A 12,425-nucleotide genomic window follows, 5' to 3' on the forward strand; every position below is an offset into this window, starting at 1 on the left:
AAGCCGAAACGACAATACCCGCCTGTGACGGGATGACTTCCGGTGCCAGTCACGGTGTTACCGGCCGTGTCGGCGGTCGTTCAATTTGCCAGACCGTGGGAGTGCTTGGCAGGACGGCGGCGAAGGGCCGCGGGCATGCCGACAAAGCCGAAGGCCATGGCGGGGGCCTCGCCGCTGATGAGCTCGGCCATGGCTTTGCCTGAGCCAGCACCGTGGGTCCAGCCCAGCGTGCCGTGCCCGGCGTTGATCCAGAGCTTGTCCACCGGTGTTTTGCCAATGAGCGGGATGTTGGTGGGCGTCGCCGGACGCAGGCCGCACCAGAACTGCGGGTTGCCACCTTGCTCTGGCGTGCGCGTGTCAGCCACTCCCGGAAACACTTCTTCAATGCGTCGCACCAGCATCTGGGCGCGGGTACGCGCCAGTGGCGACTCGAGCGACAGGTCAAAGCCGCCGAGCTCGATGGTGCCAGCCACGCGCAGTTGGTCACCCAGGCGTGAAAGCGCGATCTTGTACTGGTCGTCGATCATGCTCACCTGGGGCGCGCTCTCTGGCCGAAGCAAGGGCAAGGTGGCGCTATAGCCCTTGCCGGGGTAGATCGGCACCTTCACTCCCACACGGCGCAGCAGTGCCGTGGTGTAGGAGCCGCAGGCCACCACATAGGCGTCGGCCTTGAGCGTCTGGACTTTGCCGGTGTGCCGCTCGCGCACCTTCACGCCTTCAGCGCGGCCGCCCTGAGCGTCAATGGACTCGATGTCGTGTCCCATCAGTGTCTGCAAGCCAAGGGCCAGGCAGCGCTCGAGCAAAGCCTGGGTGAAGGCCCGGCAGTCACCGGACTCATCGGACTCGGTGTAAGTGCCGCCAACGATGCGATCGGCAAAGGCTTGCAGGGCGGGTTCGATGCGCAGCAGCTCGGCCTTGTCCACCACGCGGCGTGCGACACCGTGGCGTCGCATCACTTCAGCGGCATCGCCGGCATCGTCGAACGATGCCTGGCTGGTGTAGTAGTGCGCGATGCCCTTGGTGAGGCGGTGGTAGGAGACACCTGTCTCAGCCACGGTTTCCTTCAATGCCTGGTGGCTGTAGTTGCCCAGGGCCACCAACTGGGCCACGTTGCGTTCGAAGGCGGTGTCGTTGCATTGCGCGAGAAAGCGCATGCCCCACGCCCATTGGGCGGGGTCGAGCTGAGGCCTGAATTTGAGCGGGCCTTCCGGGTCAAACAACCACTTGAGTGCCTTGAGCGGGGCATGCCGGTTGGCCCAGGGCTCGCAGTAGCTCACCGAGATCTGCCCGGCGTTGCCAAAGCTGGTTTCCATGGCTGCATCGCGCTGGCGATCGACCAGTGTGACCGAGTGGCCGCGCCGCAGCAACTGCCAAGCCGTGTTGACGCCGATGACACCGGCACCGAGAACCAGAACATGCATGACCCATCTCCTGCCATGGCCCTCAGGCCTTTCGCTGCGGAAAGGCGAGGGTCAATGAAAACCCAACCCTGCGGTCCAGGGCGCGATGAAGGCGAAGTATGGGAAAAAGTGCGCTGACTGTGAAGATGAATTAATTGAATACTGGATTCATTAGAATAGCTAATAGTAAGTTCGGGTCTTCATTTCTTCCCCGTCTCTTCCCGGTCTTTTCTTCGCTTTTCACCTGTTTCCATCTGAGCCACCGACCATGAGCACCTTCGACCCGGACGCACTGGAGTGTCTGGCCGCCATCGTGGAAGAGGGCGGCTTTGAGCGAGCGGCACAACGCCTGTCGATCACGCAGTCTGCGGTGTCGCAGCGGCTGCGAGCGCTGGAGTCGCAGGTGGGCACAGTGCTGGTGGTGCGGAGCCGGCCGCTGCGCACCACGCCCGCGGGCCAACTGCTGCTCAAGCACGCCAAGATGATGCGCCTGCTCAGGGCCGATCTCGACCGCGACTTGCAAGAGCTTGCTCCTGCCCTGGCCGGCTCGCCGAGGGAGGATGAACGCATTGCGGTGGCGATCAATGCCGACAGCATCGCCACCTGGGCATTGCCTGCTCTGAGCGGGCTGGCCCGCGAAGGCCTGCCGATCGAAGTCATCACCGACGATCAGGAGGTGACCCATGAATGGCTGCGTCAGGGGCAGGTCCTTGGCTGCGTGACCTCGCTGGACCAGGCTTTGCGAGGGTGCCGCATGGAGCCGCTGGGTGTGATGGAGTATGTGGCGGTGGCGGCCCCTGAATACGCACGGTCACATTGCGCCCGGGGCATGACTGCGCACAATTTTCACCAGCTGCCCTTCGTGGCATTCAACCGCAAAGACCATTTGCAGGCCGCATTTGTGCAATCAGCCTTTGGCCTGGCCAGGGTCAGTCTTCGCCAGAACTACGTGCCTTCCACCGAGGGTCAGGTGCGCGCTGTGCTGGCCGGATGGGGTGTGAGTGTGGTGCCGCTGCTGTGTGTGGCCGGGCTGCTCGAGCAAGGCCAGCTGGTCAACATCGCTCCGCGTCACCGCTTGAAGGTGCCGCTGTACTGGCACTGCTGGAACTTGCAGTCGGACGTGCTGGCCAGCTTGTCCGAGACCATTCACGAAGCTGCTGAGCAGGCCTTGCAGTGAAGACCTGGTCAGCAGCGCTCACCCGTGTGAATGCAGATAACGGGTGAGCTGTTGAGAAAACGGCCGGTCGCTCAGTTGGGAATGATGACCTGGTCGATGACGTGGATGACGCCATTGTCGGCCGCAATATCGGTCTTGACGACGGTGGCCTGATCCACCTTCACGCCACCATCGGTGGTGATGGTCATGGTGCTGCCTTGCACCGTCTTGACTTCACCCGGCTTGACGTCTGCGGCCATGACCTTTCCTGGCACCACATGGTAGGTCAGCACGGCTGTGAGTTTCTCCTTGTCGGCGAGCAACGCATCCAGCTGGTCTTTGGGCACCTTGGCAAACGCTTCATCGGTTGGCGCAAAGACGGTGAAGGGACCCGGCCCCTTGAGCGTGTCCACCAGGCCCGCGACCGTCAGGGCCTTGGCCAGGGTGTTGAAGCTGCCGGCAGCTACGGCCGTCTCGACAATGTCTTTTGCCTGTGCCATGCCGATGGAGCTGATGACCAGGGCTGCAGCGATCAGAGTCTTTTTCATGTGAATCTCCGTGGAAGTGTGGGTGTAGGGGGGAAGCGCAGTGATGTGAAATCAGGCTGGCGGCAGAATGACCTTGTCGATCACGTGAATCACGCCATTGCTGGCCATGACGTCTGTGGCGACCAGCATGGCAGTTCGGCCTCGGCCGTCCGTGATGCTGAGGTCGGCATTGACGGTGAAGCTGCTGCCTTGCACGGTGTCGACGGTGGCCGGCTTGGGCAAGGCCTGGACGTCTGCGGCCACGACCTTGGCGCTGAGCACGTGGTAGGTCAGCACCGCGGTCAGCAGATCGGTGTCCGCCAGCAAGGCTTCCTTGGTTGTGCCAAGTTCGCCAAGCAGTGCCGCGAATGCGTCGTTGGTGGGTGCAAACACGGTGAAAGGGCCCGGGCCGCTGAGTGTTTCCACCAGACCAGCGGCTTGAACGGCCTCTACCAGGATTGAAAACTGCGGATCACCCGCAGCGACGTCCACCACCGTGTTGGCGGGTTCATGTGTGTCGTCATCACTGCCGCCGCAAGCGCTGAGCATCGGAACGGCCAAGCCCGCTGCCAGGGCTGCCAATAGATTGCGTCTGTCCATCTTCATCTCTCGGGTCCTTTCGGTTGTTGGTGCATGAGGCCTCTGATGGCGACCGTTTGATCGAAGCGCATGGATCAGTCGTATCAGTGCCGGATCGAATAATATCCTCTTTGGTATAAAAAGTGACTAAGCAGTCACAAAACAATCTTTAAAGTATGGATATGCACTTTAGGGTCAAATTGGTGCACAATCGGATAAGAGTCAAAGCGTCCACACGTCATGGAAACAGCCACCAAACCCGCCCCAGCCAAAACCCCCCGGACTTTTCGCCAGCGAATGCACGCTGCGCGGGAAGACGCCATCGTCGAAGCGGTGACGCAGCTGCTGGCAGAAAAGGGCTTTGAGTCCATGACCCTGGACGAAGTCGCAGCACAGGTCGGCATAGCGAAGGCCAGCCTGTACAAGCACTTTCCCAGCAAGGAGGATCTGGCGGCCGAGGCCATGGCGCGGCTGATGGGCAATGCGCAGCGTTATCTGGCCAAGGTGGCCGAGCAGGACATGAGTCCCATTGACCGCCTCAAAGCGGTGACGCGCTGGACCATGTCCCTCCAGCTGGCGGGCGAAATGCCCAAGTTGCCAAGCGAGAACTCCACACTGCGTGCGACTCTTGTCGGCCACAAGGTCTACATGAATGGCTTGCTGGAAGTGAGCGACCAGCTGGGCGAATGGATTGAAGCTGCTCAGGCCGATGGCAGCCTCAACGCGACATTGCCGCCAGTGGCCGTGCTCTACACCTTGTACGCACGGGCGTGCGACCCGGTGCTGGGCTTCTTGCGTCTGACCGAGCAATACTCAGACGAGCAAATCATCGACATGGTGATGAGCACCTGCTTCGACGGATTGCGCCAGCGCTGAACCGCCAGCTCAAACCAGCGACTGGGCCATCGTCAGCAGCTTCTGCACTGTGTTCCAGTTGCGGGCCGTGCATGGCTCGCCCAGTGCGCGCTCGATGCCGGCGGGCAGACGGGATGTGCCGAATCCACCGGGTGTGTGCAGGTACAGCCAGCTGCACTTGTCCCCGCAATGAAGCTCCCAGGCCTCCCCTTCACGCCTGAGCTTCTCCAGGCGGGGCCAGTCCGGCGCCCCGGGCTGATCCTGAAGAAAGAACGCATGCAGGGTCTTGCCGCCTGCCTCCGGGAACGGGTTGGCTGCCGCGCAAGCAAGCAGGTCATGCAGGGAGACGACCAGCACAGCTGGCCTGAAGCCGTGCGCCGCTTCGATGGCCTCAGTGATGCGCTCAGTGTCCTTCCGACCCAGAGCTTTGCCGCTTTGAAGCACCACATTCCCGCTCTGGATATAGGTGGCCACCGACTCATACCCCAGATCTTCCAGCAAGGCCTTGAGCGCCTTCATTGGCAGCTTGCCTTGGCCACCGACGTTGATGCCTCTGAGCAGGATGATGCTGACGGCTTTCCCGGCGGTCATGGGCGCTGCAACTCTGCCCAAAGTCGGTCGATGTTCTGTTCGTTGGCTGACCCCACGATGGGGCCCAGGCCTTCGGCGGTGCGCGGGTTGTCAAAGCGTTGGTCCCACTGCAGCCGGGTGCCCCCGTTGTCGTCGGGTGTCAGCGTGATGGTCAGGCGGTACAACGGAGCACACACATGGCGCACCACCCACCGATGCGGCGCCTCGAGCACCTCGAACTCGCTGCGGTTGGCGTAGCGCTTGCCATCGGGTCCGATCATGTCGAACACCCACTGGCCGCCTTCACGGAGATCGCAGGTCTCCACATCGTTGGAGAAACCCTCCGGCCCCCACCAGCGCGCCAGCCGTTCGGGTGTGGTCAGCGCAGACCAGATCTGCTCGGGAGAGGCAGACAGTGTGCGAGAAGTTGAAATGAAGTGCGCGGCTTCATCAGGCGTCTGATCATCCATGGTGCGGCTACCTCCGGCTGTGCTGAATTGATGGTGCGCAGGCAGGTCCTGATGTCGCAGCGGACCGCCAACAGGAACTGGCAGGCTTCATTGACGACGAACGGTGCGATTTTGCCTCGACACCGGTCGGCCTGCCTTCGATGAAGGACCCGTCCCGCGAAAGGTCAATGATCAAGGCCAGCGAGGCCAGTTGATCGAGCGCATGAGCTCCGAACACTTTTCTGACGCCGGTGTTCGTTGCAGCACCGGGGCCGTGCAACGCAGTTTGATGTACTTGTCTCCCTCGCGGAAGAGCATGAGTTCCGAGCACACGGGCTGCTGAACGCGAGCAAACCGCTCTCGGTAGCTTAGCGTGCCGCGTTTGCCCTTGCGTTCGCCGCTCGGCGTCGCGAAAGTGACCGCGCTGGTTTCAATCCATTCCGCACCCGGATGGGCTTGCTTGAGTCCGGCTGTTTCTGCGTCGAACTGCTCGTCCAGCGTTGCCTTCCACGGGGCTGCTTCCAGGTGATAAAGCGTGGCCACAACCTGAAGTTGAGGTTGCGAGAAGTGGTAGCCAATGGACAGGTCCTTGTCGCCTGGCCTGTAGCTGTGGGTGTGCCAACGCTGGAATCCGGCTGCCACAGGCGGATAGTGCTCGGTGGATGGCTGCCCGGTGATCTGTTTCGGGTAGCTCTCTTCTCGCGCAATGGGTTGGGCGATGCAGCCTGCGAGCCCCAACAGCGCGACGGCCAGCAAGCCTGCGCTCAGCCATTTGCTCGGGTTCCTTTCTTTGTTCACGGCGTCCTCCTTTGAATGCACTGACATGGCCGGCGAGATGACCGGCTTGCTTTTCGCTCAGCGACGGTAAGGAGCAGTGTACTCACCGGGCACATCCAGTGCGCCAAAGGCGCCGTTCATCCCGGCCACGAAGATGGCGCCCATCAGGGTGCCTGCTGCCATGGAGCCGAAGACCCACCGCTTGCGCGAAGCTTCCGGCGTGGCTTCGGGCAGGTTCCAGTAGATCGCGCAACCGATGTGTGTCAGCAGTGCCAGCACCGCCACGAAATAGTACGGGGCAAAAAACCAGGGCCACGGATCAACGTAGAAGCCTGCAGCGGCGAAATGGAGGTTGGTGTCCAGCCCGTCGGAGACTCGCCCGCTCAGCACCGCCACCACATGATTGACCAGAAACAGGGCCAGGTAAGCGCCAGAGAGCGCTTGCAACCAGGCGATCAGCCCCGAACGTGCGCGCCAGCCGCGGATGAGCATCCACGCACCAGAGCCGGCCTGGAATGCCACGCAGAACAGCAGCAGGCCCTCCACGACAGGCTGTCGGTAGAGCGCACGTGCCACATTCATGAAGCCGATGTGTGCGTCTGCGCCACCGATCATGGCGAGGTGGTTGAGCAGGTGCACCACGGCGAATGCACCGATCACGAAAGCCGAGCTGCGATGCAGCGAACGCCAGTTCATCCGCCTCTCCCTTATGAAGCATGTGATGGCTTCATGTTACGAGAGAGCGCCAGCGGCGAGGTGAAAGGTGCCGTGAATTGCGCCGAATCAGCCTTGAAAAAAATTCGTCGGCTGAACGAATGCTTCAGCGAACCAGCAGCACGGGCACCTTGCAGTGAGCCAGTACCTGGACAGCCACCGAACCCATCACCAGGTTGCCCAGCGAGCTGTGGCCGTGCGAGCCCATCATGACCAGATCGAACTTGCCTGCACTGGCCACCCGGGCAATCATCTCGCCGGCCGAACCGACCTTCTGGGTGACCTTGGGCTCGATCCCGTGGCGTGCGAGAAACTTGACCACCGGGCGCGTGACCTTGTCTGCCTCGTCGGCATAGTACTTCTTTGCCGCTTCAGCACCCACGGCAGCGCGCGCCCGCGGCGGCAGCGCGGACTGCACGTTGAGCAAGGTGAAGTCGTTGTCGGGGGAGAAGACCTCTTCATGTGTGGTCAGGTAGGCCAGCATCTTCTTGGTGTAGGCACTGCCGTCAACGGGAAGCAGAATCTTCATGGTTTGGTATCTCCAGGCGATGTTCTAGGGAAGGGTGGGCGCTCGCAATGAAAGTGAGCACCCATGCAAAGAGTGTATGCCTTTCTGCCGCGCTCGCCGATCCCAGTACCTGCTTCTTTTGCTGGGGAATGCCGGGGCAAACGCCCTCAGGTGCGCACGTTGCAATCGACGGTGAACAAGGGGTCGAACGTCGCCTGCTCGCCTTTGTCGGCATAGCCCAGTGGGTTGGCGACGATCCGGCAGCGGCCGATCTGTACATCGGTCGGACAATGCAGGTGTCCGTGCAGCCACAGGTCGGCCTTGGGCAGCAAATGGGGAAGCGCGTTACAGAAACCTGCGGTGCCAGGCGTGAGGCCATAGCGCGGATCGGCGCTGTCGAGCGTGGGGGCGAAATGGGTGACCACCACCACCGGGCGACCGTCCTGCGCATCGGCAGCCTCGTCGAGCGCCTGCTCCAGCCAATGCTGGCTTTGCAGTCCAAGCTCTCGCATGGCCTCAGCATCGAAGAGCTTGCCGTGGCGCTCGCCGGCCATCTTCTCCAGGTAGAAATTGGCCGCCCGAAATGCCTTCTCGCGCTGCTTGAGGCGTTGCGTCTCTGTGCCTTGAGCGTGCTGGTGAAGCGCGATGGCATCGTAGTCGGACCAAAGCGTGGACCCGATCAGCCGCACATCATTGAAGACGACGGACTCCTTCTCCAGCCAGCCAATGCCGAGGCGGTCGCAGGCATGGCGCAGTTGCGCGTGGGTGACGTCGATGTCCAGCGCATCGTACTCGTGGTTGCCCGGGACGAAGAACACCGGGACGGGCCAGGCGGCGAACTGGGGCAGGGGAGAGAATCGCTGCAACCCCCAGTCGGGTTCGTCCATGATGGAGCCGTCACGGCGCACCTGGTAAGACCCAATGTCACCTGCAAGGATGAGCGCATCGGCGTCGGGGGCGGGTTCGGCCCGGAAATCCGGGTTGGCCTCCAGGTGGAGATCGCTGAGCAATTGAAGCTTCATGCGTCGAGTTTATTAGGGCCGGTTCACACTCGTTCTCCCAGTGCGAAAGAGGAGTGAACAGCTCTTAGTCCAAGCCGGGGTTGAGCACAGTGTCCACGGGCAGCGTCTGCGAGTGCGCACGGATCACGGCGGCGCGCATCCAGCGGTGCGCAGCGTCGTGAGAGACCTGGTAGCGCCACAGGGCGTCGACATGGACGGCGGGGACGCTCAGCGGCAGGTCGGTCAGATGCAGTGCATGCTCCATGCCGGTGGCCCCCACGAAGTGGCGCGGCAGCACGGTGAGCAAGTCGGTGTTGGCGACCACTCGGCCGGCAGTGAAAAACTGGTTGACGGTGAGGACCACACGTCGCTGACGTGAGACGGCGGCCAGAGCCTCGTCGACAAAACCAAACGGCCGGCCTGAGAAGCTCACCAGCAGATGGCGCGCGGAGCAGTACGCATCTAGGTCCAGCGTGTGGCCCGACAGAGGGTGACCTTTGCGCATGACGACCACGTACTCGCCGTCGTAGAGGCGCTGGTGCTCGTACCTGGGCGTGTCTTGCTGAAGGTGTGACGAGGTCAGCTCAGCCAGGACGCCGGGAAAGTGGCCAATGGCCAGGTCCATGGCGCCCGAGTCCAGCAGCTCCCGGGGGTCGCGGGTGGTCAGAGGCAGGACACGCACGCTCACGTGGCGGGCTTCCTTCTCCAGAATGCGCTCGAGGGCGGGAATGATGCGGGCAGCGGTGGCGTCGGCCATGGCCATCACGAAGGACTGACGCGCGGTGGCCGGATCAAAATGATCGGGTGCGAGGGAGTCGCGCAGTTGTTGCAGTGCAACACGCACAGTCGGCCACAACGCTTCTGCCATGGGGGTGGGTTCGACCCCGTAACCCGATCGGCGGACCAGTTCGTCCCCCAGCGACTCTCGCAGGCGGCGCAGGGCATTGCTCACTGCCGGCTGCGTCATGGCGAGGTTTTTTGCGGCTTTCGTGAGGTTGCGCTCAGCCATGACCTCGTCGAACACCCGCAGGAGGTTGAGGTCGAGGTGCCGAAAATTCACATGGTTGAAGCGATCAATCATTTCCATGATGAATATAAGGCATCACAACAATAAAGTGGCATGACATGAGTGAAAACCCTAGGATTGAGTCCAGTCCACAAGACATTTCCTTTTTTTCAAGGAGCCTGCCATGAGCACCTACGCACCTGTCGCTGCTGCCAAACCATTGCCTGCCGCCGCTACCGAGCGCGGCGTCTACACCCCCAAGACCGCCTCCACCGAGGCCCGTGGCCTGGCCACACTGCTGCTCGCTGCGGTGGTCGCTGCTCTTGTCGTCGTAGCAGACCGCCTGATCGATACCTGGGCCGACGGCCATCTGTTGCTGGCCTGGGTCATGCTCTGGGCCGTGGTGTTTGCCGGCACCGCCCTTTTTGCCGGTACCGCTCGCCGCGTGGCGACTCGCACGCTCAAGGGTCTGGATGGCTGGTCGCAAAAAGTGGCCGAGTCTCGCGCCGAAGCCCGTCTGTGGGATCTGGCCAAGCGTGACCCGTCCCTGATGAACGACCTGCTGGCCGCCAAGGCACGCCAGAGCGACGAGCCGGAAGACTACAGTGCAGCGCTCGCGCCTTTGAGTGCCGATGTGCTGGGCCCCGTGGCTGCCGCCTCCAAGGGAGACCGCTGGGAGCGCTACCTGAACCAGCTGGCTGTCTCGCGCACCCGTCACATGCACCTCTACTACGTGTAAGCCAACACCAACGCCAAAACCAAAACCAGTCCGCTACCTGCTTGGGCAGGTCGCGGACAAAAAAAGCCACCGGATCACGGTGGCTTTTTTGATGCCCTGCCTGGGTCACAGGCAGGGTTTCTCTCACAGGCCTTGGGCTGGGGGTGATTCCCGTGGAATCACAGAGCGGCGACGCGCTCTTCCAGCTTGGCCTTGGTCTCCTCGAGTTGTTTGGGCAGCTTGTCCTTGAGTTTGTCGAAGTGCTCGCCGTGCGATTTGAGCTCTTGCTCCCAGGCAGCCTTGTCGATATTGGTCACGGTGGCGAACTGCTCGGCGTTGAAGTCCAGGCCGGTCCAGTTGATCTCGCCGTAGGTCGGTGCCACACCGAACATGGTCTGCTCGCCTTCGGCCTTGCCTTCGAGGCGGTCGATCATCCACTTGAGCACGCGCATGTTGTCGCCAAAACCAGGCCAGACGAACTTGCCTTCGGCGTTCTTGCGGAACCAGTTGACGCAGAAGATCGGGGGCAGGGTGTGGCCCTTGGCCTCGAGCTTGCCTTCCATGTCCAGCCAGTGCTGGAAGTAGTCGGCCATGTTATAGCCGCAGAAGGGCAGCATGGCGAACGGGTCACGGCGAACCACGCCTTGCGCGCCGAAGGCAGCAGCGGTGGTCTCGGAACCCATGGTGGCAGCCATGTACACGCCTTCGGTCCAGTCGCGGGCCTGGGTCACCAGAGGCACGGTGGTGGAGCGGCGGCCGCCAAAGATGAAGGCATCGATGGCCACGCCAGCGGCGTCGTCCCACTGGGCGTCCAGGGCGGGGTTGTTGGTGGCGCCGACGGTGAAGCGGGCGTTCGGATGAGCGGCCTTGGTGCCCTTTTCCTTGGCGATGGCCGGCGTCCAGTCGTTGCCGCGCCAGTCGATCAGGTGATCAGGTTTGACACCGTTGTTGTCCTGCTCCATGCCTTCCCACCAGACGTCACCGTCGTCGGTCAGCGCGACGTTGGTGAAGATGACGCCCTTGTTCAGGCTGGCCATGCAGTTGGGGTTGGAGTGGTAGTTGGTGCCGGGGGCCACACCGAAGTAGCCGGCTTCCGGGTTGATGGCGTAGAGCTTGCCGTCCTCGTGTGGCTTGACCCAGGCGATGTCGTCACCGATGGTGGTGACTTTCCAGCCTTCGAAGCCAGCTGGTGGCACCAGCATGGAGAAGTTGGTCTTGCCGCAGGCACTTGGGAAGGCAGCGGCCACGTGGTACTTCTTGCCTTCGGGGTTGGTCACGCCCAGGATGAGCATGTGCTCGGCCAGCCAGCCCTGATCGCGCCCCATGGTGGACGCGATGCGCAGTGCGAAGCATTTCTTGCCCAGCAGCGCGTTGCCGCCGTAGCCGGAACCGTAAGACCAGATTTCGCGGGTCTCGGGGTAGTGAACGATGTACTTGGTCTCGGGATTGCAAGGCCAGGTGGTCTCGTCCTTCTGACCTTCGGCCAGCGGCGCGCCCACGGTGTGCATGCAGGGAACGAAATCGCCGTCGGTGCCCAGCACGTCGTACACGGCCTTGCCCATGCGGGTCATCAGCTTCTGGTTCACCACCACGTAGGCGGAGTCGCTCAGCTCGATGCCGATGTGGGAGATGTGCGAACCCAGGGGACCCATGGAGAAGGGAATCACGTACATGGTGCGGCCCTTCATGCAACCGTCAAACAGCGGTTGCAGGGTCTTGCGCATCTCGGCCGGGGCCATCCAGTTGTTGGTGGGGCCGGCGTCTTCTTCTTTCTCTGAGCAGATGTAGGTGCGATCTTCCACTCGGGCCACGTCCGACGGGTCGGTGCGGGCCAGGAAGCTGCCGGGGCGCTTGGCTTCGTTGAGCTTCATGAAAGTGCCGGCGTCGACCAGTTCCTGGCACAGGCGGTCGTATTCTTCCTGGCTGCCATCGCACCAGACCACGTTGTCGGGCTTGCACAGGGCGGCCATGTCGGCGACCCAGGCCACCAGCTTGGCGTGTTTGACGTAAGAGGGAGTGTTCAGGTCCAGGCCCTGCATCACGGGTGAGTTCATGGAAGTCGCTCCAGGTAGTTTTGAAAAACGCCAGGCATCAGCTATCTCCAGCCGACCCGATGGACCGGTTGCGAGGCGTCGACGCCGTTGATTCGAGAGAGTTGGGTCTGG

At 62.3% G+C, this 12,425-nt stretch carries 14 protein-coding genes; 3 read left to right on the forward strand and 11 right to left on the reverse strand.

Features of this window, described 5'->3' with window-relative positions; translation table 11 throughout:
* Positions 1–80: 80 nt before the first annotated feature.
* Positions 81–1,421 (reverse strand): D-amino acid dehydrogenase, encoded by a 1,341-nt coding sequence (locus ABWV89_RS11665; protein ID WP_353396826.1) that lies wholly within the window; start codon positions 1,419–1,421, stop codon positions 81–83.
* Positions 1,422–1,668: 247 nt separating this feature from the next.
* Between ABWV89_RS11665 and ABWV89_RS11670 the strand changes: the two genes are divergently transcribed.
* Positions 1,669–2,577 carry a LysR family transcriptional regulator ArgP gene (locus ABWV89_RS11670; protein WP_353396829.1) on the forward strand — a complete coding sequence of 303 codons (909 nt, stop codon included), beginning with the start codon at positions 1,669–1,671 and terminating at the stop codon, positions 2,575–2,577.
* A 71-nt stretch (positions 2,578–2,648) separates the two neighbouring features.
* Here ABWV89_RS11670 and ABWV89_RS11675 read toward each other — a convergent pair whose 3' ends face one another.
* Positions 2,649–3,104: a fasciclin domain-containing protein gene (locus ABWV89_RS11675; RefSeq protein WP_353396832.1), complete on the reverse strand. Its 456-nt coding sequence runs from the start codon at positions 3,102–3,104 to the stop codon at positions 2,649–2,651.
* 51 nt (positions 3,105–3,155) lie between these two features.
* The gene (locus ABWV89_RS11680) at positions 3,156–3,689 is read right to left on the reverse strand and encodes a fasciclin domain-containing protein (protein WP_353396835.1); all 534 of its coding nucleotides are present in this window, start codon (positions 3,687–3,689) and stop codon (positions 3,156–3,158) included.
* Between the two features lie 213 nt (positions 3,690–3,902).
* Between ABWV89_RS11680 and ABWV89_RS11685 the strand changes: the two genes are divergently transcribed.
* Entirely contained in the window at positions 3,903–4,538 is a 636-nt protein-coding gene (locus ABWV89_RS11685) for a TetR/AcrR family transcriptional regulator (RefSeq protein ID WP_353396838.1), read from the forward strand.
* A 9-nt stretch (positions 4,539–4,547) separates the two neighbouring features.
* On the opposite strand, the gene ABWV89_RS11690 is transcribed toward ABWV89_RS11685, so the two are convergent.
* From ABWV89_RS11690 to ABWV89_RS11720, 7 genes are all read right to left on the reverse strand, one after another.
* Positions 4,548–5,108, reverse strand: a complete 561-nt coding sequence (locus ABWV89_RS11690; RefSeq protein WP_353396840.1) for a DUF1697 domain-containing protein — start codon at positions 5,106–5,108, stop codon at positions 4,548–4,550.
* Positions 5,105–5,557: an SRPBCC domain-containing protein gene (locus ABWV89_RS11695; RefSeq protein ID WP_353396843.1), complete on the reverse strand. Its 453-nt coding sequence runs from the start codon at positions 5,555–5,557 to the stop codon at positions 5,105–5,107. The genes ABWV89_RS11690 and ABWV89_RS11695 overlap by 4 nt, the downstream gene beginning before the upstream one ends.
* Positions 5,558–5,728: 171 nt before the next feature.
* Positions 5,729–6,334 (reverse strand): hypothetical protein, encoded by a 606-nt coding sequence (locus ABWV89_RS11700; RefSeq protein ID WP_353396846.1) that lies wholly within the window; start codon positions 6,332–6,334, stop codon positions 5,729–5,731.
* Between the two features lie 57 nt (positions 6,335–6,391).
* Positions 6,392–7,009, reverse strand: coding sequence for a hypothetical protein (locus tag ABWV89_RS11705; RefSeq protein WP_353396849.1), 618 nt, complete (start codon positions 7,007–7,009; stop codon positions 6,392–6,394).
* Positions 7,010–7,133: 124 nt separating this feature from the next.
* Positions 7,134–7,556, reverse strand: a complete 423-nt coding sequence (locus ABWV89_RS11710; protein WP_353396851.1) for a universal stress protein — start codon at positions 7,554–7,556, stop codon at positions 7,134–7,136.
* Between the two features lie 146 nt (positions 7,557–7,702).
* Positions 7,703–8,557 carry a metallophosphoesterase gene (locus tag ABWV89_RS11715; protein ID WP_353396854.1) on the reverse strand — a complete coding sequence of 285 codons (855 nt, stop codon included), beginning with the start codon at positions 8,555–8,557 and terminating at the stop codon, positions 7,703–7,705.
* Between the two features lie 64 nt (positions 8,558–8,621).
* On the reverse strand, positions 8,622–9,623 hold the full coding sequence (locus tag ABWV89_RS11720) for a LysR family transcriptional regulator (protein WP_353396857.1): 1,002 nt from the start codon (positions 9,621–9,623) through the stop codon (positions 8,622–8,624).
* Between the two features lie 103 nt (positions 9,624–9,726).
* On the opposite strand from ABWV89_RS11720, the gene ABWV89_RS11725 reads away from it, so the two are divergent.
* The gene (locus tag ABWV89_RS11725; protein ID WP_353396860.1) at positions 9,727–10,281 is read left to right on the forward strand and encodes a hypothetical protein; all 555 of its coding nucleotides are present in this window, start codon (positions 9,727–9,729) and stop codon (positions 10,279–10,281) included.
* Between the two features lie 158 nt (positions 10,282–10,439).
* Here the strand turns inward: ABWV89_RS11725 and ABWV89_RS11730 are convergent, their stop codons facing one another.
* A complete protein-coding gene (locus ABWV89_RS11730; protein ID WP_353396862.1) occupies positions 10,440–12,314 on the reverse strand; it encodes a phosphoenolpyruvate carboxykinase (GTP) in 1,875 nt (624 codons plus the stop codon).
* Positions 12,315–12,425 lie beyond the last annotated feature (111 nt).

Origin of the sequence: Hydrogenophaga sp. 5NK40-0174 (assembly GCF_040372165.1) — a bacterium.
Lineage (GTDB): Bacteria > Pseudomonadota > Gammaproteobacteria > Burkholderiales > Burkholderiaceae_C > Hydrogenophaga.